At 69.2% G+C, this 19,143-nt stretch carries 15 protein-coding genes and 1 pseudogene; 5 read left to right on the top strand and 11 right to left on the bottom strand.

The genetic code is table 11. The annotated features are described in order from the left end of the window. Positions 1-9: 9 nt before the first annotated feature. The 5 genes from eccD to Sru02f_RS15110 form a co-directional block, all read right to left on the bottom strand. A complete protein-coding gene (gene eccD / locus Sru02f_RS15130; protein ID WP_109030544.1) occupies positions 10-1,368 on the bottom strand; it encodes a type VII secretion integral membrane protein EccD in 1,359 nt (452 codons plus the stop codon). 47 nt (positions 1,369-1,415) lie between these two features. Beyond that, positions 1,416-1,742, bottom strand: a complete 327-nt coding sequence (locus Sru02f_RS15125; RefSeq protein ID WP_109030543.1) for a WXG100 family type VII secretion target — start codon at positions 1,740-1,742, stop codon at positions 1,416-1,418. A gap of 58 nt (positions 1,743-1,800) precedes the next feature. Then, positions 1,801-2,163 carry a WXG100 family type VII secretion target gene (locus Sru02f_RS15120; RefSeq protein WP_104630818.1) on the bottom strand — a complete coding sequence of 121 codons (363 nt, stop codon included), beginning with the start codon at positions 2,161-2,163 and terminating at the stop codon, positions 1,801-1,803. Positions 2,164-2,526: 363 nt separating this feature from the next. Continuing rightward, complete coding sequence (locus tag Sru02f_RS15115) at positions 2,527-3,477, bottom strand: Dyp-type peroxidase (protein WP_109030542.1); 951 nt, start codon at positions 3,475-3,477, stop codon at positions 2,527-2,529. A gap of 181 nt (positions 3,478-3,658) precedes the next feature. Next, positions 3,659-4,249: a sigma factor-like helix-turn-helix DNA-binding protein gene (locus Sru02f_RS15110; protein WP_109031424.1), complete on the bottom strand. Its 591-nt coding sequence runs from the start codon at positions 4,247-4,249 to the stop codon at positions 3,659-3,661. Positions 4,250-4,630: 381 nt separating this feature from the next. On the opposite strand from Sru02f_RS15110, the gene Sru02f_RS15105 reads away from it, so the two are divergent. After that, on the top strand, positions 4,631-5,377 hold the full coding sequence (locus Sru02f_RS15105) for an SDR family oxidoreductase (RefSeq protein ID WP_164274266.1): 747 nt from the start codon (positions 4,631-4,633) through the stop codon (positions 5,375-5,377). A 605-nt stretch (positions 5,378-5,982) separates the two neighbouring features. Here the strand turns inward: Sru02f_RS15105 and Sru02f_RS15100 are convergent. Continuing rightward, a complete protein-coding gene (locus Sru02f_RS15100) occupies positions 5,983-6,204 on the bottom strand; it encodes a hypothetical protein (protein ID WP_244941765.1) in 222 nt (73 codons plus the stop codon). A gap of 373 nt (positions 6,205-6,577) precedes the next feature. On the opposite strand from Sru02f_RS15100, the gene Sru02f_RS15095 reads away from it, so the two are divergent. Further along, a complete protein-coding gene (locus Sru02f_RS15095) occupies positions 6,578-6,931 on the top strand; it encodes an antibiotic biosynthesis monooxygenase family protein (RefSeq protein WP_109030540.1) in 354 nt (117 codons plus the stop codon). A 182-nt stretch (positions 6,932-7,113) separates the two neighbouring features. Continuing rightward, positions 7,114-9,042 carry an N-acetylmuramoyl-L-alanine amidase gene (locus tag Sru02f_RS15090; protein WP_109030539.1) on the top strand — a complete coding sequence of 643 codons (1,929 nt, stop codon included), beginning with the start codon at positions 7,114-7,116 and terminating at the stop codon, positions 9,040-9,042. A gap of 153 nt (positions 9,043-9,195) precedes the next feature. Here the strand turns inward: Sru02f_RS15090 and Sru02f_RS15085 are convergent, their stop codons facing one another. Beyond that, on the bottom strand, positions 9,196-11,937 hold the full coding sequence (locus Sru02f_RS15085) for an ATP-binding protein (RefSeq protein WP_109030538.1): 2,742 nt from the start codon (positions 11,935-11,937) through the stop codon (positions 9,196-9,198). Between the two features lie 460 nt (positions 11,938-12,397). Here Sru02f_RS15085 and Sru02f_RS15080 point away from each other — a divergent pair, with 460 nt between their 5' ends. Next, on the top strand, positions 12,398-12,829 hold the full coding sequence (locus Sru02f_RS15080; protein ID WP_109030537.1) for a VOC family protein: 432 nt from the start codon (positions 12,398-12,400) through the stop codon (positions 12,827-12,829). A 365-nt stretch (positions 12,830-13,194) separates the two neighbouring features. On the opposite strand, the gene Sru02f_RS15075 is transcribed toward Sru02f_RS15080, so the two are convergent. Then, positions 13,195-14,262 (bottom strand): ferritin-like domain-containing protein, encoded by a 1,068-nt coding sequence (locus Sru02f_RS15075; protein WP_109030535.1) that lies wholly within the window; start codon positions 14,260-14,262, stop codon positions 13,195-13,197. 339 nt (positions 14,263-14,601) lie between these two features. Between Sru02f_RS15075 and ilvC the strand changes: the two genes are divergently transcribed. Beyond that, positions 14,602-15,600, top strand: coding sequence for a ketol-acid reductoisomerase (gene ilvC / locus Sru02f_RS15070; protein WP_109030534.1), 999 nt, complete (start codon positions 14,602-14,604; stop codon positions 15,598-15,600). A 63-nt stretch (positions 15,601-15,663) separates the two neighbouring features. Here the strand turns inward: ilvC and Sru02f_RS15065 are convergent. The 3 genes and pseudogenes from Sru02f_RS15065 to Sru02f_RS15055 form a co-directional block, all read right to left on the bottom strand. Continuing rightward, positions 15,664-16,991, bottom strand: a pseudogene (locus Sru02f_RS15065) (sugar porter family MFS transporter). Positions 16,992-17,224: 233 nt separating this feature from the next. Next, positions 17,225-18,049, bottom strand: coding sequence for a hypothetical protein (locus tag Sru02f_RS15060; protein WP_109030532.1), 825 nt, complete (start codon positions 18,047-18,049; stop codon positions 17,225-17,227). A 36-nt stretch (positions 18,050-18,085) separates the two neighbouring features. Continuing rightward, positions 18,086-18,889: an SDR family oxidoreductase gene (locus tag Sru02f_RS15055; RefSeq protein ID WP_109030531.1), complete on the bottom strand. Its 804-nt coding sequence runs from the start codon at positions 18,887-18,889 to the stop codon at positions 18,086-18,088. Between the last annotated feature and the right edge of the window lie 254 nt (positions 18,890-19,143).

Raw genomic sequence — 19,143 nt, 5'->3', positions numbered from 1 at the left:
CCGGGCCCCTCACGGCGTCTGCCCCGACTGCAGCAGCGAGGTGTAGACACCGAAGACGCCCACCGCGACCGGTACGGAGGCCAGCAGGAAGAGCCCGGCGAGTGTGTCGATCCAGGTCGGCCGCTCCTCGTCCGCGTCGGCGCGGAACGCGCGGCCGAGGCCGAACGCCAGCGCCAGCACGGCCGCGCCCAGCAGGGTGACCGGCCCGGTCCACGGCGGTGCCCCGAAGTTGCCCGGGGCCCGGACCAGTGCCACGGCCAGGCCGAGGGTCCCGGCGGCCACCATCGGGACGACGGCGGGCGCCATCGTCAGCCGCCCCGCCCGCAGGATCAGCGCGAGGCCGAGGCAGGCGGTGAGCGCGACCGCGAAGGCGTGGTCCGCCGCGCCCAGGACCACCAGGCACGCGGCTGCGACGGCCGAGCCGAGGACGTTCGTGCCGATGAGCACGCGCTGCCCCCGCTTCACCAGCCGCAGGACGTCCGCCTCGTCGGCGTAGAGGTCCGTGCCGCCCGCCCGCGGACCCGCCAGCACCGCGAAGTGCCCGGCCGCCTTGGGTGCGGCGGCGAGCACGCCCATGGTGGTGGCGGACACCACGGCCGCCGACTCCAGCAGCGAGGTACGGCCAAGGGTGAGGGCGGCGGTCAGCACCAGGGTGATGCCGGTGATCGCCACGGCCATCAGCGTCGTGACGTGACGGACCGCCAGCAGCGCGGCGAGGGCTCCGACCAAGGCACCCACGCTCAGGGCCAGGAGCAGGCCGGCAAGGCTCGCGCTCGCCACCGGCAGGCAGGCCGCGGACGTGGCGAGCAGGGGTACGGCCGCGCACGCCATGATCAGCCTCAGGCCCAGTGGCAGCGACCAGCCCTGTCGGGTGGAGTGCCAGGCCAGCAGGGCCAGCGCGAACGCCACGACCATAGCGCCGACCCCGGTGCCGGGACGGTAGGAGTCCGCGGAACCCGACCGCGCCAGTACCACGAAGGCCGCGACGAGGCCCAGCACGGCCAGGACCAGCGTGGTGCAGGCGCGGACCCGTCGGCCCCAGGCGGTGACACCGTCGCGGGTGCTCTCGACGGACTCCTCCAGGTCGGTGACCACGGGTTCGTCGAACTCGCCCGCGGCCACGTCCCGCAGGTAGAGCGTGGCGCCGTCCGCCACGCCCGCCTCCCGCAGCGAGGCTTCGGGTGCGAGGGGCGGGGCGCCGGGCAGGGCCAGCGACCACACCGGGGGGAACGTCTCGTCCAGCTCCACCTGCCCCACGAGCGTGAGCAGGGTCGGGGTGTACTCGGCGATCGCCGCGTCCGCGGGCACCGCGAGATCGACCCGCCGCCGTGCGCCCACCACGGTCACGTGACAGCGTTCATTCTCCACTGGATGTCTTCCTTGTCACACGTAGCGGGCCTGTCGAGGGGCGGGGGTCAGTGCACCGAGTTCCAGGTCCTGATGTTGGCCTCCTCGGCACCGACGTAGTTGCCCCAGTTCACCCGCATGACGTGGGCGATCTCGCCGAGCACACCGTCGTCCTCCTCGCTGCCGAAGAGGCCCACCGCGGCCATGTCCCACTCGTGCATGCGCAGTTGGTAGTCGGTCGCCGACTGCGCGTTCCATGTGTCGATCAGCGACTGGATCCGGCTCTTCAGGGCGTGCAGTTCGCCCATGATGTGCTGGGCCGCGGCGTTGATGTCCTGGCCGGCGGTCTCCAGGCCCTGGCCGACGTAGATCGGCACACTTTCGATATCGGGCATCGCGATTCCTTCCTCGGAGGGTGTGAGCAGCGAGCGGACGTGCGGACGCAGGCCGGCATCAGGACAGGTTGGCCTTCGGAAGTGACACGTTGTTGAGGTTCGCCAGGTTCGAGTGCTCGGAGCCGAGGTAGTTGTCGGCGCTGGAGTCCAGGCCGCCCGCGATGGCGAGCAACGCGTTCTGGAGCTGTGCCGCGTACACGTCCCACTCCCTCATCAGTTCCTGGAAGGTGTTCGAGGCGACGCCCTGCCAGTTCGCCTCCATCGCGACCACGTAGCTCTTGAGGGCGTCGAGTTCCGCCTGCACGATCTGTTCGGTCGTGCGGATGTCCAGGGCCTTGGCCTTCAGATCCTCGGGTGTCGTTTTGTACAGGACACCGTCCGAGCCCCTGAAACCGCCCTGCCCTCCGTCGGGTGTCGCCATGACGCCCCGCCTTCCTGAACTCGATTCGATGGCCCGGCGCTCGACGCACCGGCCAGGTGGGAGAGGTCCGGAATCGACAGCCCGTCGGCGGAACTGCCCGTCGGACAGGCGGAATCCACCCGATCGGCACACGAACGACCCATCGGGGAACCAATGTTAGGGGAAAACCACGGCAGTCCCGACAACGAATGGCCAAGTTCACGTTGGCTTGACCCACTGTCACATGCGTGCACACCATGTTCTGGCGGACCTGGAACGCACTCCTGCTCCCGGACCGAAGTGCCGGGCCCGGCCTTGCCGGCGCTCACCGGCGGCTGGGTACGCCTGGTCACGGCGTCCGCGGCACGCCGCGCCGCTCGGTGCTCAGGGCCGAGCGGGAAGGTCCTCCAGGAAGTCCGCCGCCGGTGTGAAGAACAGTGAGCCGGTGACGGCGGTGGAGAAGTCCAGGATGCGGTCGTGCGGTGCCGACGCGGTGCCCAGGAACATCCGCTCCAGCATCGTCTCCGTCACCTCGGGGGTACGGGCGTACCCGATGAAGTACGTGCCGAACTCCTCGCGGCCCACCGATCCGAAGGGCATGTTGTCCCGCAGGATCTCCAGATCGCTGCCGTCCGGACCGGTGACGCTGGTGAGAGCGACGTGCGAGTCGGCGGGCTTGACGTCGTCGGACAGCTCCACGTCGGTCGTCTTGCGGCGGCCGATCGCCCGCTCCTGGGCCTCGACGGAGAGCCCCTCCCACGCGTCGAGGTCGTGCAGGTACTTCTGCACGACGACGTAGCTCCCGCCCGCGAAGGCCGGATCCTCGTCACCGACGAGGACGGCCCTGCGTGCTGCGGCTCCCGTCGGGTTCTCCGTGCCGTCGACGAAACCGAGCATGTCGCGTTCGTCGAAGTACTTGAAGCCGTGCACCTCGTCCTGAGGGGTGACCGCCCCGCGCAGACGGCCCATGATCTCCGTGGCGAGTGCGAAGCACAGGTCCAGCCGTGCGGCCCTGATGTGGAAGAGCAGGTCGCCGGGGGTGGCGACTGCCCGGTGCACCGGCCCGTCCAGTTCCCGGAAGGGGTGCAGCAGGGCTGGACGCGCCCCTGAGAACAGGCGGTCCCAGGCCTCGGAACCGATGCCGGTGACACAGCTCAGCCTGCCGTCGGGCTGCGCGCGGAACCCGACGGCCCGTTCCAGCGAGGCGACGTCCGACAGCAGGTCCCGGACGGTGTCCTCCCCGCCGCTGTCGATCGTGACGACGAGGAAGATCGCCGCACTGGTCAGCGGGGACAGAACCATCTGGGGCTCCGGTTCCGCGAATTCTCCGCCCATGGACGAACACCCTCTCCCTACTCATATTTCCACACACCATGTCACAGCAGTGTGGATCGGTGATGCCGGGCCCCCGGACGGACCCGTTCACCGTGCCGCGCACCCTCGCACGGGAGGACCGCGCCGACGCCTTCGTCCCCTCGGCGGTCGCGCCGAGGGGACGAAGAAGACGTCGGCCCGGTCATGCGGCCTCGTAGTCCTCGGCGTCGTCGTCCTCGCGCGGCCGGCCGGCGGTGTCCTCGCGGCGTTCCGGATCCGCGCCGCGATCCGTGGCGAGGTGCTGTCGCGCAGTGTGCACCAGGTGCCGGGCACGGGTCTCGTCGACGCCGAGGACGGCGGCGATCTCGGGGTAGGGGGAGGCCAGCCCGTCCCGCAGCACGAGGGCCGCTCGTTCCGCGAGGTCCAGCCGCTCCAGCATGAGCAGGACACCGAACTCGACCGACTCCGAGTGCACGGCGCCGGTCCCCGCGGCATCACCGGTGTCCAGGGGCTCGGGCAGCCAGGGGCCGATGTAGGACTCGCGCCGCGACCGCACGGACTGCGCGAGTCTGATCGACAACCGGGTGGTGGCTCTGGTCAGGTAGGCCTGCGGATCGGCCACCAGCGCGTGGTCGGTGGCCTGCCAGCGCAGCCGGACATGACGCACGACGCCCTCGGCCTGCGTGATGCTCCCGAGCATGCCGTACGCGATTCCGAGCAGTCGCGGCCGCTGCCGGGCGAAGGTGTCCTCGGGCCGGCCGTGGGGTCCGGCGGGTGGCCCATGGGGTGACACGGAGGTATGCACACGGCCCCACTCGTCCCCAGTGTTGTCATCCTCATCCCTCTTGGCACACTTCACTTCCACGTTTCCTTCCCGAGACGAGCAGCCGAACAAGGGCCTCGTTCAGACGTCGTGGTACTTCACGGCCGAACCTACGCCGCCGCCGGAGGCGATCGGACCACCTGAGCGGGTCGACAGTCATTCCGCAGTCATTCCCCGGTGGAGGAACCCGCACATGGAGGTTGAAGGAGTCGCTGTGGGGAAGCACCCCGCCCCTCCCTGCCTCGTCCTCTCTGTCACAGGTGGCGCCTCTGTTCGGTCATTGGTTAGGTGAATAAAGCTCGGTCGCGGCCGTGGGCGCCGCTCCGAGAGAACCCTCCGAAAGGCGTTCCGATGAAGGTTGTGGTAATCGGCGGCACCGGGCTCATCGGCTCGCAGGTCGTCGCCAGGCTCGGCGAGCACGGGCACGAGGCGGTCCCGGCCTCCCCGAACACCGGCGTCAACACGATGACCGGCGAGGGCCTGGCGGAGGTGCTGCGAGGAACCTCGGTCGTCGTCGACGTATCGAACTCTCCGTCGTTCGCGGACGACGCGGTCAAGGAGTTCTTCCGCGTGTCGACGACCAACCTCCTGAAGGCCGAGGCGGAGGCCGGTGTCGCCCACCACGTGGCGCTCTCCGTCGTGGGGACCGACCGGCTTCAGGCGAGCGGCTACTTCCAGGCCAAGCAGGCCCAGGAGGAGATGATCAAGGGCTCCGGGATTCCGTACTCGATCGTGCACGCCACGCAGTTCTTCGAGTTCGCGAAGACCCTGGCGGACTCGGCGACGGAGGGTGACACCGTGACCGTCGCCCCCATCAAGATCCAGCCCATCTTCTCGGGCGACGTGGCCGCGGCTGTGGGCCGCACGGCCGTCGGTTCACCCGTCAACGGCACGGTCGAGGTCGCGGGCCCCGACGTGTTCCGGCTGGAGGACTTCATCCGCAAGGGCCTCGCCGTGCGGGCGGACACCCGTACGGTCGTGACGGACCCGAACGGTCTCTACTGGGGTGCGGCCCTCCAGGAGTCGGATCTGCTCCCCGGCGCCGACGCCCGCATCGCGGAGACCCACTTCGACGAGTGGGCCGAAGGGCAGCGCTAGTCCCGCCCCGGGCCGGCCGCGGCTGCGACTGCCACTGCGACTGCGACTGCGACTGCGACTGCGACGAATGCTGCGTATGAGGGGCGGTCAGCGGTTCCAGTAGCCGAACACCCAGGACGCGGCGTCACCGGTGTAGTCCGGCCTCAGCCAGGACGACACCGGTACGACCACGCAGCACATGACCCTGTCCCAGGGCGGCACGCCCCTCGGCGAGGGAGTCTTCTCGCTCGTCAGCCTGGCACTGGCCCTGCGCCCGGCCTCGCACTACGCGCATCCCGGTCCGGTGGCGTCCGTCGCCACCGTGGTGGCATCAGCCCTCAGACGTGGGGAGTATGCGGCCGGGTACCGAGCGCACGATGCGCACGATGCGCGCCGGGCGGTCGACGTACGTCTCGCTTCCGGCAAGGCGAACGACGTGTCTGGGATTCCTCGGACGAGATCCTGGTCGTGACCCCGCTGAACGCGGGTGCGCGTTGCTCAGTACCGCGTCCGACGAGCGACCGGCGCGTCGGGACATGTTCCCGGAAGCTCGGTGGGGCACCGGAGGACAGACCTGCGCGCGGTCCCGCCCCTGAGTCATGACTCGGCCGTGTGCCGGGCAGTGGTCAGGCCGCTGTCCGGCGGCTGAGGGCCGGCAGCGTCCTGGTCCTGATCCGACGGTAGGTCGCGAAACCGTGCGCGGTCACCACTGCCCAGATGACGGTACTGAGCAACGGCCACCACAGCTCGCGTCCCTGCGCACCCTCGACCAGCTTGACGACCGAGTTCAGCGCCCAGCCGACGGCGAGGAGGAGTGCCGCCCACCTGGCCCACCGCCAGATCGCCATGGTTCCTCGCGCACGGGATTCCTGCTGAGTCCGTTCCCTGTGCCGAAGTTGTGTGTCCACCATGACTCTTCGTCTGCCCGTCATCCGGCGTCGTCTCGTCGCCTTCGCCAGGAAGGCCGAAAACCACGGGTGGCCCTCGGCCGCCCGTCGGTTCGCCAGATGCCAGTCGCCTCACGTACCACAAGCACACCGAACGGCTCGGGCTGCAGACCGAAGTGCTCCTGCGCCGAGTTCCGGATCGGGCCGGACACTCCGTCGAAGCCGATGGTCTCGAACGTGGCGCGCAGTGGTTGTGACACCTCGACGCGATAAGCCACTGTTGGGGGATTTCGACCACTCGTCACAGGGGCGAGCCGTCGCTTGTCGAGTGGGCATGACCGACTCACTGAACTCGAGGACGCACACCGCCGATCCGGTCGTCCTCATCAAGACCTACACCGTGCCGTCGGAGGAGGCCGACTACTTCACCGAGGCGTACCAGGAGAACGCCCGGATCATGTCGACGCAACCCGGATTCATCCGGTCTCGGCTGCACCGCCCCCTGACCGACGCCCCGGAGACGCGGTTCGTTCATGTCGCCGAGTGGTCCTCGGGCACCCGACTCGACAGGGCCACGGGCAATCAGGAATGGCACGCCGCGCTCAAGCGCCTGTTCGACGACCCCGAACTCCACATCACGTCGGAGCCCGCCGGCTACCGCGTCGTCGTCGAGTTCCATCCTTCCTGACGCGGCCCCGCTTCACATCACTGTCACAACACACCGTGTCGAACCACGCGGATACTCGTGGCACCTACAACCAGCTTCGCCCTATAGTCGTCCTCGCATCGAGTCGCCTTGCGCCAACGGCCTGCCACGGCCGCTTCTCGGCGCGTCTCGATGCCCGTTACTTCTCCACAAGGAGCATCACCTTGCACAAGTCACGAAGGGCAGCCATTCTGCCCGTCGGTGTCACGGTGGGCGCACTCGTCGCCGGTGGCCTGTTGGCCATGTCGGGCGCCGCCCAGGCCGACACGGCGAGCGACGCCACGCGGAAGCGCCAGCAGGCCCTGCTCACCACGGCGGACGAATACCACGTCCCGCCCGCCGTCCTGCTCGCCCTGTCCCACCAGGAGTCGGGGTGGGACGGACACGGCGGCCTGCCGAGCACCGACGGCGGTTACGGACCGATGAATCTCACCGACGTCACCCCCGCCATGCTGGCCGGCGGCGGTGCCGGTGCCGCGGGCCGAGCCGACCTCGAGACCCTTGCCGCCGCCCCCGCCCTCCACACACTGGACCAGGCCGCGCAGCTGACCGGCCTGTCGACGCGGGACTTGCGCGAGGACGACGCCGCGAACATCCGGGGCGGCGCCGCGCTGCTGGCCTCGTACGAGCGGGAACTGGTCGGCGGTACGCCCGCGGACCCCGCCGAGTGGTACGGGGCCGTGGCCCGCTACAGCCAGGCCAAGCAGGAGAAGGCAGCGGCGAGCTTCGCCGACCGCGTCTTCCGCACGATGCGGAGCGGTGCCTCCGCCACGACCCAGGACGGCCAGCGCCTGCGCCTGGCCGCCAGCCCCTCGGTCATCCCTGAGCGGCAGCAGATCGACGCCCTGCACCTCAGGACGGCTCCTACGGCGGTTGCCACCGAATGCCCCACGACGGTCGACTGCACCTTCGTCGCCGGCTCTCCCGTCGGCCGCCAGGTGGCCGACCGGCCCACGAACGGCATCCGCGTCGACACGATCGTCATTCACGACCTGGAGTCCACCTACGACGCGGGCGTCGCGGGGCTGGCCAACCCCACCAACCCCGCCTCGACCCATTACGTCATGTCATCGGCCGGTGCGGTCACCCAGATGGTCCCGACCAAGGACATCGCCTTCCACGCCGGAAACTACTCGACCAACCTGCACTCCATCGGGATCGAGCACGAGGGCTACGCCGCTCACGGCGCCGCCTGGTACACGGAGTCGCAGTACCAAGCCACGGCCGACCTGGTGAAGTACCTGGCCGCGCGCTTCGGAGTACCGCTGGACCGGCAGCATGTCATCGGCCATGACAACGTTGCCGGGCCCAACTCCTCGCTGGTCGCCGGAATGCACTGGGACCCCGGCTACGCGTGGGACTGGAACCACTTCATGAGCCTGCTCGGGGCGCCGGTCAGCGGTCTGCCCGAGGTGCCCCAACCGGGCGAGGTCGTGGCGATCACGCCCTCGTTCACGGACAACGTGCAGACCTTCCAGGTGTGCCCCTCCGACGACCCCACCGGGCAGACACCCACCTGCACCGAACGGCAGCAGCAGTCCAACTCCGTCTACCTGCGCACCGCCCCGGGCGAGACCGCCCCGCTCTTCGGCGACCCGGCGATCCACGGCGCCGCTGCGGGTACCAACCGGGTGAACGACTGGGGCAGCACGGCACAGGCCGGTCAGCAGTTCGTGGTGGCAGAGGTGCAGGACGACTGGACCGCCGTCTGGTTCAGCGGGGCGAAGGTCTGGTTCCACAACCCCGGCGGCACCAACACCCGTATCCGGTACGGAGTGAAGATCATCAAGCCCGCGGGGAGCGCACCGGTGGCGCTCTACGGCTCCAGCTATCCCGACAGGGCCGAGTATCCGGCCGGTCTCGGCGCCTCCACGCAGGCCCCGCTGAGCATGTACTCCATCCCGGTCGGACAGGCGTACGTGGCCACCCAGGACGCCGCGGCCACCGACGACTACTTCCCGTCCAGCGGTGCGGTCGTCATCGGCGGGAAGAAGATGTACACCGTGCAGTACAACCACCGCGTCGCACTCGTCTACGCGAACGGTGTCACCGCGACCACGGCGACGCACCACTGGGAGAACGGCGGCGTCTGACCGTCGGCACGTCGCCGCCGTCAGCGACGACGTGACCTCCTCCTCCGGCGTCGTCCCCATCCGGGCAACGCTCCCGCCCGCGGTCGGGCGACCTTCCTCGAAGGTCACCCGGGCGCGGGCGGGTCCGAGAGGGCATCGGCTCGCCGCGCACCGTCATCCGGCGGAGTCGGCTGAACCCGAGGCCGGCTGCTCGTCTCCGAGCGCTGCCAGCGCCGCGGAGAGCCTGCCCCGGCTGGTGATGCCCAGGCGTGGATAGATCCGGTACAGGTGGGCTCCGACCGTCCGGTGCGAGATGAACAGCCGCTGGCCGATTTCCCGATTGCTCAGCCCCTGCGAGGCCAATTCGGCGATCTGCCGTTCCTGGACCGTCAGACTCTCGCCCTTGCTCGGACGCCGACGTCCGTCCGACTCCCCCGCGGCCCGCAATTGCTCACGGGCCATGTCGGCCCAGGGTTGCGCACCGACTCGGTCGAACTCGTCGCGGGCGAGCCGCAGAGGCTTGCGCGCATCCACGTTCCGACGCTGTCGGCGCAGTCGCCTGCCGTGCTGCAGATGAAGGCGGGCACGCGACAGCGGCCAGGTGTCCGGCAGAGTGGAGAGAGCGGAGTCGTAGTGCTCCTCGGCGGTGTCGTCCGGAGCGAGGACCGCCGCGCCGTAGGCCCGGGCCACGACCATCATTTCTGAGGGCAGCCGGTCTGCCAGTTCCGGCAGCTCGGCCAACAGCTCTCGCACCTGTTCGGTTCGGCCCGCGGCCGCGGCCGCGTCCACCACGTCCGGGACGAGCAGCCAGCGACTGGTCGAGTGGTAGTGCGGGTCCGTCTTGTCGAACGCACGCGCGAGGACGTCGTACGCCTCCACGGCACGGCTGTCGAAGAGGGCGAGGAGACCGTCGACCTGTTGCGCCATGACGCTCGCGAAGGGCATGACGGGGAAGAGGCTGTGCGCCCTCAACTCCCGGACGCTCCGAGCTGCGGCTTCGCGTTCTCCCCGCAGCACCGCCGCGAGCGCCGACGTGGCCTTGAGGCCGAGCCAGACGATCCACTCCCCGGTCTCCTCGGCGAGCGCGATCCCTTCCGCCGCCTCTTCCCGGGCCTGGGCCAGCTGCCCCAGGTACAGACGTGGCCAGGATCCCGCCAGGGATCGAGCGAGCAGCCCGAGACGGCCCTGGGACCGCCACACGGAAGCCGCCTGGGCCAGGTAGCGAGTGGCACGGCCCGCGTCACCGACGACCATCGAACCGCTGCCCAGATAGTGCAGCAGTCGGCCGTCCTCTCGGTCCGGCTCGAGCTTTTCGAGCCGTGCGATCAGGTCGGTCCCATGGCGGTACGGCTCCGTGTAGGCCCGAACCGTCAGGACGTGAGGGGCGTCCGGGTCCGGCTTCCACCGGTCCAGTTCGGCGGCTGCCTGAGCACGCACGCGCGCGTCGCCGTCCTGGAAGAAGCATCGGGCGGCAGCACGCCACAACAGGTTCTCCGCGACGTTCGTACTGCCGACGTCGAACGCCCCCGCTGCCGCGTCGATCATGTCCTGAATACGGCGTTGCGGCTCGTCCGGCTCGAACGCGGCCTTGTCGGAGACCAGCATGAGGCGGGCCCGCTCCGTGGGGCCCAACTCCGCCAGGTCGGCTCTGTCCAGCAGGATCTGGGCCTGGACACGGTCGTTGATCTCGCTGGCCAGCTCGGCCGCACGGACCAGGAGGCCGGTCTGGCGACGTGCGTCGTGCACCAGCTCGCCTGCCTGGCGCAGGGCGGGTACGGCCGCGGCCAGTTGTCCTCGCTTCTGGGCGTCGTCGGCGAAGCGCTCCAGTTGTCCGGCCAGTTCGTCGTCCGGACCGAGCGTGGCCGCGGCGAGGTGGACGAGGCGCCGCCCAGGTGATCCGTCCAGCGTCTCGGCCAGAGCCCGGTGGGTGGACAACCGGTCGGCGACGGTGGCCCGTGTGTAGATCGCGGAGCGCATCAGGGGATGCCGGAACTCGGGTGTGCGGCCGGTCAGAACCACCAGTCCGGCGTCGACGGCCTCCTGGAGGGCGTACACGGAGACTTCCGAGCCCGCGAGACGACTTGCCACGTCGAGGAGCTGGTTCAGTGGTGCGGTGGGCTCCGCTGCCAGGACCAGGAGGAAGGTCCGGCACTCGCGGGTGAGCGAGTCGGTACGCGAGGCGAACGCGGACTCCAGTCGCTGGGTCAGAGGCAGATCGTCGAGCCGGGGCGACATGCCCTGCGCCGCCCTCGGCAGTTCGACGAGCGCGAGGGGATTGCCGGCGGCGCGCTGCAGGATGCGGGCGCGCACCGCGTCCGCAAGGCCCGGGGCGTCGGCATCGAGCAGTTCGGCCGACGCGGCCGGGGAGAGGGGCCCCAGGACGAGTTCGGCGTGAGTCCCCAGGCTGTACGTGCCCGGTGACGAGGTTCTTGCCGCGCCGATCATGAGGATGGGGAGGTCCCGGGTACGCCGGGCCACGAATCCGAGCACGTCACGGCTCGACGAGTCGACCCATTGGAGATCATCGACGAGCAGCAGGACGGGCCGGCTGTCGGCGGCGTCGGCGAGCAGCTCGAGTACCGCCATCCCGACCCGGTAGATCTCGGGTTCCCCGTCACTGGCCCCGAAGGCGCCGCCCAGAGCCTTCTGATAGGGGGCCGGCAACGTCTCGGCACCGCCGAGTACCGGCTGAAGCAGCAGGTGCAGCGCGGCGAACGGCAGCCACTGTTCGGTCTCGACGCCGGAGGTGCGAAGGACTCTGACCCCCTGGTCCGAGGCATGAGAACCGAACGTGCGCAGCAGAGAGGATTTGCCGACCCCGGGGTCTCCGCGGACCAGCAGCGCATCGCCCTTGCCTGCCACCGTGCTCGAGAGCAGGCCGTGCAGCGCCTCCAGTTCCTTGTCCCGGCCGATCATGCCGTGAGCACCGATGCCGGTCCGGTTCCTCTTCGTATCGGGCTCAGCGTCTGCTGCACAGCTCTGATATCGGCCACGCTTCCGGATTTTACCTGTCTCTGACCTCTTCCGTTGAGGTGCGTTCGGTTCAGTCATCAGTCGAATGACTACCTGATGACTCTCTGTCCACGACCGCCTCGGACCGATCTCCTCCACTGCGCCTTCTGATCGCGGCAACGGAATCGCGGCCCGTGTCGAGTCGGCGACACGACAGCGCACGTTGACGACATGTGACACCGTGTCATGCTGGTCAAGAGGTCGGCCGGCCTCATCTCACGTCAGTTCGTGTGTCGCGGGTCAGGGCGGTATCCTGCGACACCGTGTGATGGTGACCGATGGAAACCACTCACTCGATGGGGCGGGCGTATGCCGCCTGATCCGATGGCACCGTTCCGCGGTGAACGTAAGAGAGTGACGACAAGTGGATCTCAAACTGGAAGTCCTGGTACTGCCCGTCTCCGACGTCGACCGGGCGAAGGCCTTCTACGAGGCGGTCGGGTTCCGCCTGGACGCCGACCACGTCACGGACGAGACGTACCGGGTCGTCCACATGACACCCCCCGGTTCGCCCTGCTCGGTCCTCTTCGGCACCGGCGTCACCCTGGCCGTCCCGGGGTCGTCCAAGGGCCTCCACCTCATCGTCTCGGACATCTACGAGGCCCGGGACGAGTTGGTCGGCCGGGGTGTGGAGGTGGGCGAGATCTATCACGACACCAGCGACATCTTCCACCGCTGCACGGGCGAGAAGTGGATCAGCGGCCCCGACCCTCAGCGCCGCAACTACTGCACGTACGCGGACTTCACCGACCCGGACGGCAACGGCTGGGTCCTCCAGGAGGTGCCGAACCCGTAGCCCCGGCGCCCGTGCCAGGTAACGCGCGGTGGCCGGGGCCGTCGACCGACGGTGGCTCGTCCTGGGTGTCGCCAACTGCACGTTCCCCCTCGCACTGACGAAGGTGAGCCTGCGGGCCAGGACCAGCACGGGCGTGGCCCAACTGCCGGCTTTCGCCCAGGGCATGGGGAGGCGGGGGCGCTGGCCGTGCCCGTGCTCGCGCCACCGGCTGGACGCCGTCGGCCGCGTCAACCGCCCGCGTCGCCGGATCCGCGCGAGATCGCCCCTCGGCACCGAGGCGCGCTGCGGGTCGCCCTCGAAACAGGAGGGGCCGTGCACCTGGAGCCGTAGGGGCGATCCGGGCCGTACCGAGAGGGATTGCGGCGCTAGGACCGGTCCCCGGGTGCCACGTACTCGAACGTCGGACCGGCGGCCTGGCCGTCCTCGTCCTCAAGGGCCATCAGACCCTGTGCCTGTGCCTTGAGTGCGTACATGGCGCCCACGGACATACCCAGCATCGCCGGATTGCCGTTGAACGCCTGCTCCAGCATCTGAAGGATCTTGCAGTAGGTCTGGTTGAACGCCTCCTGTGCGGCTCGGATCCCGCTGCCCTCGGGGTGGTCCGCGAGCCGCGGGTTGGGCCGTACGGGACGGATGCCGGCCTCGTCCAGGGCCACCGGCTCGCCGGTGGGGCCGGAGTCGGGCGTGTCACCGGTCCGGTAACGCCGGCCCAGGGCGATTTCCTGGAAACGGTAGTAGTGGGAGACCGCCTGGTTCCCGGGGTGGAACATGTCCTTGTCGCCGTCCCAGACCTCGGCACGGGAGGCCCCCTCGCCCTGCTCGACGATCTCGTCGAGGGCTGCGAGCGCCGAGCCGAGGTCGGTGACCGGAGCGAGGTGCCCCGCCGTGTGGACGAACGGGCCGCCGGCGACCTGACGGGCCGGGTCCCCGATGAATACCTGGTCCTCGCCCAGTTCGGCGCACAGGTACCGCAGGCCCCTCTCGATCGCGGCGTAGAACTGGCCGATCGTCTCGTAGTGGTCGCCCTCGGCCGGGTCTCCGGGATGGGCGGGCTGTTCCAGACGCAGGAACAGTCTGAGCGCCTCCCGGCCGAACGGCAGGAGGGACAACTCGATGGACGGGTCGGCGTGCGGCATCGTTCGTGGATGGGGCGGCAGCATGTGGGGCGCGTCCAGGACGGGGCGGCCACCGACCGCGTTGAGCAGGTTGGCTGCCAGCGCGAGGTGGATCATCTCCTCGACGAAGACGCCACCGATGAGCTGCACGGCGTCCGCGTTCCGCTCCGCGTCCAGGGAATAGAGGGCGGTCAGATACGGAGGCAACGTGGAGTGTTCGACTTCGATGGCCCACTGCAGGTGCCTGCGCAGGTCGTCCAGCGTCGTGATGCCGGTCGCCGATTCGTTGTCGAGCATGTCGGTCTGGTCCTGGGACATGGGGGGCTCACTTCGGTCTCGTAGCGCAAGGAGAGACACCGGCCGCCGGGCATCGCGGAACCGACGGAACGGGCGGCGTTCCCTTGGTGTCGTCGCTCTGACCGGCGAAGTCGGACACCTGTGACACGGACCCCGAACTTCGCAGGTATTCCACACTGTTGGCGAACGCCACATGTTCACTTCGATGCACTGTGCACGTGAGATAGTGTCGTTCTCGTCGGCCGACGGACGGCCGCGCCACGGCTCCCGGCCCCGCTCCGTGGGTCGAATCTGTTGCCCGGACCCGTCCGGGCCTGTTCCTCCGTCCCCACTCGGGGAGTTCTCCGAAAGGTGTGCCTCATGGCTGAGTTGTTCTACGACGCCGACGCCGACCTGTCCATCATCCAGGGCCGCAAGGTCGCGGTCATCGGGTACGGCAGCCAGGGCCACGCCCACGCCCTGTCGCTGCGCGACTCCGGTGTCGACGTGCGCGTCGGGCTGCACGAGGGCTCCAAGTCCAAGGCCAAGGCCGAGGAGCAGGGCCTGCGCGTGGTGAGCCCGTCCGAGGCCGCCGCCGAGGCCGACGTCATCATGGTGCTCATCCCGGATCCCATCCAGGGTGACGTCTACGAGAAGGACATCAAGGACAACCTGAAGGACGGCGACGCGCTGTTCTTCGGCCACGGCCTGAACATCCGCTACGGCTTCATCAAGCCCCCGGCCGGCGTGGACGTCTGCATGGTCGCCCCCAAGGGCCCGGGCCACCTGGTGCGCCGTCAGTACGAGGAGGGCCGCGGCGTCCCCTGTCTCGTGGCCGTGGAGCAGGACGCGACCGGCCAGGGCCTGCAGTTGGCCCTGTCCTACGCGAAGGGCATCGGCGGCACCCGCGCCGGCGTCATCAGGACGACGTTCACCGAGGAGACCGAGACCGACCTGTTCGGTGAGCAGGCCGTCCTCGCCGGCGGTGTCACCGCGCTGGTGAAGGCGGGCTTCGAGACGCTGACCGAGGCCGGCTACCAGCCGGAGATCGCCTACTTCGAGTGCCTGCACGAGCTGAAGCTGATCGTGGACCTCATGTACGAGGGCGGCCTGGAGAAGATGCGCTGGTCGATCTCCGAGACCGCCGAGTGGGGCGACTACGTCACCGGCCCGCGGATCATCACCGACGCCACCAAGGCCGAGATGAAGAAGGTCCTCGCCGAGATCCAGGACGGCACCTTCGCCAAGAACTGGATGGACGAGTACCACGGCGGTCTGAAGAAGTACAACGAGTACAAGAAGCAGGACTCCGAGCACCTCCTGGAGACCACCGGCAAGGAGCTGCGCAAGCTCATGAGCTGGGTCGACGAAGAGGCGTGACGTGCCGGGAGGCCGGCGGGCCCGCCGCCGTGGCGCGCCCAATGGCCTCCCGGTCAGCCCGTGTCAGCCCATTTCCTCCAGGGCCTTGCCCTTGGTCTCCTTCACGAACTTGAGCACGAAGGGGATGGAGAGGGCGGCGAAGATCGTGTAGATCACGTAGGTGCCGGAGAGGTTCCAGTCGGCCAGTGACGGGAAGCTCGCGGTGATGGCCCAGTTGGCGATCCACTGCGCGGAGGCGGCCACGCCCAGGGCGGCGGCACGGATCCGGTTGGGGAACATCTCGCCGAGGAAGACCCACACGACCACACCCCACGACAGGGCGAAGAAGAGGACGAAGAGGTGGGCGGCGATCAGCGCGACCCAGCCCTGGGTGGCCGGGAGCTTGCCGTCGACCAGGTCGAAGGAGAAGGCCCAGGCCTCCAGCGCCAGCCCGACCACCATGCCGACGGAGCCGATCAGGGCGAGCGGCTTGCGGCCGACGCGGTCCACGAAGATCATCGCGATCACGGTGCCGATGATGTTGATGATCGACGTCGTGAACGAGTAGAAGAACGAGTCGGCGGGGTTGACGCCGACCGACTGCCACAGCGTCGAGGAGTAGTAGAACGCGACGTTGATGCCGACGAACTGCTGGAAGACCGACAGGCCGATACCGATCCAGACGATCGGTTTGAAGAAGAAGCTGCCGCCCAGCAGGTCCTTGAAGGAGGACTTCTCCTCGCGGTGCATGGCGTGCTCGATCTCGGTGACGCGGGCGTCGAAGTCCACGTCCTTGCCCTCGACCTCTTCGAGGATCTTCTTGGCGCGCTCGCGCTTGCCCACCGAGATCAGGAAGCGGGGGGACTCGGGGATGGCGAAGGACAGCAGGCCGTACAGGACGGCCGGGATCACCATGACGCCGAGCATGACCTGCCAGGCCTCCAGGCCCATCAGCTCGCCGCGCTGGTCGCCGCTGCGGCGGCGTTCAGCAGACCCCAGTTGACCAGCTGGGAGACGGCGATGCCGATGACGATCGCGGCCTGCTGGAAGGAGCCGAGCCGGCCGCGGTAGGCGGGCGGGGACACCTCGGCGATGTAGGCGGGACCGATCACCGAGGCCATGCCGATGGCGAAGCCGCCGATGACACGCCACATGGCGAGGTCCCACAGCGCGAAGGGCAGCGCGGAGCCCACGGCACTGACAGTGAACAGGACCGCCGCGATCTGCATGCACCGGATACGGCCGATGCGGTCGGCGATGCGGCCGGCGGTCGCGGCACCGATGGCGCAGCCGATCAGAGCCACGGCGATGACCTGGGCCAGCACCGCGGAGCCGACGTCGTAGCGGTCCCGGATGGCCTCGACCGCACCGTTGATCACGGAACTGTCGTAACCGAACAGGAAGCCGCCCATCGCGGCCGCCGCCGCGATGAAGATGACGTGCCCGAGATGATCGGGATGAGCCGTCCCGGCTCCTGAACTACCTGCCTGTGTGCGGGACACGTGTACTCCTCGGGCTACCGGCAACGCTGCCGGGGCGGTATGGGCGAACTCTCGTCCCTAAAGACCGTCTTCACCCGACCGATGTGACATAAATGATCCGCTTTGCCCGGAGTGTATCGGCGCCAGTCTCCCGAAGGACGGACTCAGCTCCAGTAATCGCTCAGTCGATCGGTACGGGACAGTTCCCGCTGCTCCCACGGGCTCAACGGGCGCGGGGCGGCGGCCGCTTCGACGGCCTTGACCGCGCCCTCGCTCAGTACTCCCCCGGCGCGCAGTTCCTCAAGGAGCCGGGACAGGGCGTCGGCGTGCGCCGCGACCTGTTCCAGGGTCCGGTCCAGCCGCGGCCGGGCCGCGAGGTCCAGCGCAGAGGGTGCCGTTTCGGGGCCGCCCTCGTCGCCGACGAGTTCCAGGAGGTGACGTCGGCCCCCCTCCTCGGTCCACTGCCACACACAGCGTCCGAAGCGCATGCGCACCGGTGTGTCACTGATGCCCCGGCGGGTAACGTCGTACCAGGCACCGGGCTTCCTGAGGAGTTCCTCCAGGCGCTCGTCGTCCTCACCGCTCAGCTCCGCGACGACCGTCACCGTGATGGTGTCCTCGTCGGCCCGTTCCCTGTACATGCCCGGGACGACACGCAGTCCCTCGACCTCGAGAGCTTCGGCATACAGGACCTCGACCTCCTGGATCTCGATCCGGTAGACGTAGATCTCGGGCCGGCGGCCCTGGGAGGATGCGGTCCAGCCCTCCGACACGCGCCACGCCGCGTCGCTTCCCTGCAGGTGGTCTCCGTCCGGCGTGGCAGCCGCCTTGAGTTCGGCGTCCAGCTCCTGGTGCCGCTCGTCGGGTACGTGCAGTTGCAGGGCGTACCGGCGCAGGGGCCGACCGCTGTGGGCGGAGGTGACGGGAGGCAGTTCGGCGGCCGTGATCTCGCGGAACGCGCCGAGCAGTGTGAGGTTGAGGGTCGTCATCAGCGGTTCTCTCTCGTGCCGTTCGTGTCGTCGAGGTCAGGAGGTGGTGTCCGGCGCGGGCCGACCGGCGAACCATTCCCCGTAGGTGGTGCGCGTGATGAAGGCGTCGGGGCCCGGCAGCAGGTCCCGGGGCCGGAGCCGCGCGCCGTAGAAGGGGCTGAGGGCGTCAGTACGGACCTGCCGGTACTCCGCCTCCGTCATCAGGGCCGTGCGCACGAACGCGTCCAGCCGGAACTGCTCGGGACCCGCGATCTCACGGACTCCGTTCAGAGGCCGTGTCACGGCGGTGTGCGCCAGCAGCGTCGCCACGTCGGTGAGGGAGACCGGGCGCACCTCGGCGGGTGGAACCCACACGATCCAGTCCTCGGTGGCCGCCGTCGCGATGTCTTCCGCCGCATCGAAGGTCTGTGTGGCGCGAAGGATGGAGTACGGGATCCCGGCCCGCCGGACCATGACCTCCCGGTTCCTGAGCGCCCGGAAGACACCCTCACCGCCGATACGGTCCACGCCGACGACGGAGAGGCACACATGATGACGGACGCCGGCGGCGGCCCCGGCCCGGAGGAGTTCACCGGTGGATCGGGCCCAGGAGTCCACGAGGGCCGCCTCGTCCACGACCAGACCGTGATCCTCCGAGAGGGTGCCGATGTCGGCGGACGGCTGATGGGCGAGGTCGACGACCACGGAACTGCCCCGCAGTGCCTCGGCGATCTCGTCGTAGGTGGGCGCGTGCGGGCCGCCAGGGGCCTGGACGAGTTCGACCTCGTGTCCGTGGTCCCTGACCCAGAGCGCGGTCTCGACGCCCATCAGGCCTCCACCGTCGACCACCACGACCTTCATACGTGACCCTCCTGGTCCTGTGCCACCGACCGGACCGTGCGAGCAGTCGCGGGACGGTGTCGGTGCGTCCATCGGCGATCGGCTGAGCGTTTGACCGGACGGGCGGCCGATGTGTGACACGGCAAACGCACCGGTCGGCGATGGCTCACACTGAGTGGGACGACATCACGGTGTGAAGGGAACAGCGTCAATGGTGGACTCGACCAGCGCGGCCGGTACGTCGACACGGCGCGGATCCAGGAAGGCGGTGCGGC

Origin of the sequence: Streptomyces rubrogriseus (genome assembly GCF_027947575.1) — a bacterium.
Classification (GTDB): domain Bacteria; phylum Actinomycetota; class Actinomycetes; order Streptomycetales; family Streptomycetaceae; genus Streptomyces; species Streptomyces rubrogriseus.
Note: the sequence above shows the minus strand (reverse complement) of the source record. Positions and strands in the feature narration are given on the sequence as shown.

What these genes read in the sequence shown, in the direction of transcription:
- Sru02f_RS15125 (WP_109030543.1), bottom strand. Translation starts at nt 1,742, where the DNA reads ATGCCCGATATCGAAAGTGTGCCGATCTACGTCGGCCAGGGCCTGGAG.
- Sru02f_RS15120 (WP_104630818.1), bottom strand. Translation starts at nt 2,163, where the DNA reads ATGGCGACACCCGACGGAGGGCAGGGCGGTTTCAGGGGCTCGGACGGT.
- Sru02f_RS15115 (WP_109030542.1), bottom strand. Translation starts at nt 3,477, where the DNA reads ATGGGCGGAGAATTCGCGGAACCGGAGCCCCAGATGGTTCTGTCCCCG.
- Sru02f_RS15105 (WP_164274266.1), top strand. Translation starts at nt 4,631, where the DNA reads ATGAAGGTTGTGGTAATCGGCGGCACCGGGCTCATCGGCTCGCAGGTC.
- Sru02f_RS15100 (WP_244941765.1), bottom strand. Translation starts at nt 6,204, where the DNA reads ATGGCGATCTGGCGGTGGGCCAGGTGGGCGGCACTCCTCCTCGCCGTC.
- Sru02f_RS15095 (WP_109030540.1), top strand. Translation starts at nt 6,578, where the DNA reads ATGACCGACTCACTGAACTCGAGGACGCACACCGCCGATCCGGTCGTC.
- Sru02f_RS15085 (WP_109030538.1), bottom strand. Translation starts at nt 11,937, where the DNA reads ATGATCGGCCGGGACAAGGAACTGGAGGCGCTGCACGGCCTGCTCTCG.
- Sru02f_RS15075 (WP_109030535.1), bottom strand. Translation starts at nt 14,262, where the DNA reads ATGTCCCAGGACCAGACCGACATGCTCGACAACGAATCGGCGACCGGC.
- ilvC (WP_109030534.1), top strand. Translation starts at nt 14,602, where the DNA reads ATGGCTGAGTTGTTCTACGACGCCGACGCCGACCTGTCCATCATCCAG.
- Sru02f_RS15060 (WP_109030532.1), bottom strand. Translation starts at nt 18,049, where the DNA reads ATGACGACCCTCAACCTCACACTGCTCGGCGCGTTCCGCGAGATCACG.
- Sru02f_RS15055 (WP_109030531.1), bottom strand. Translation starts at nt 18,889, where the DNA reads ATGAAGGTCGTGGTGGTCGACGGTGGAGGCCTGATGGGCGTCGAGACC.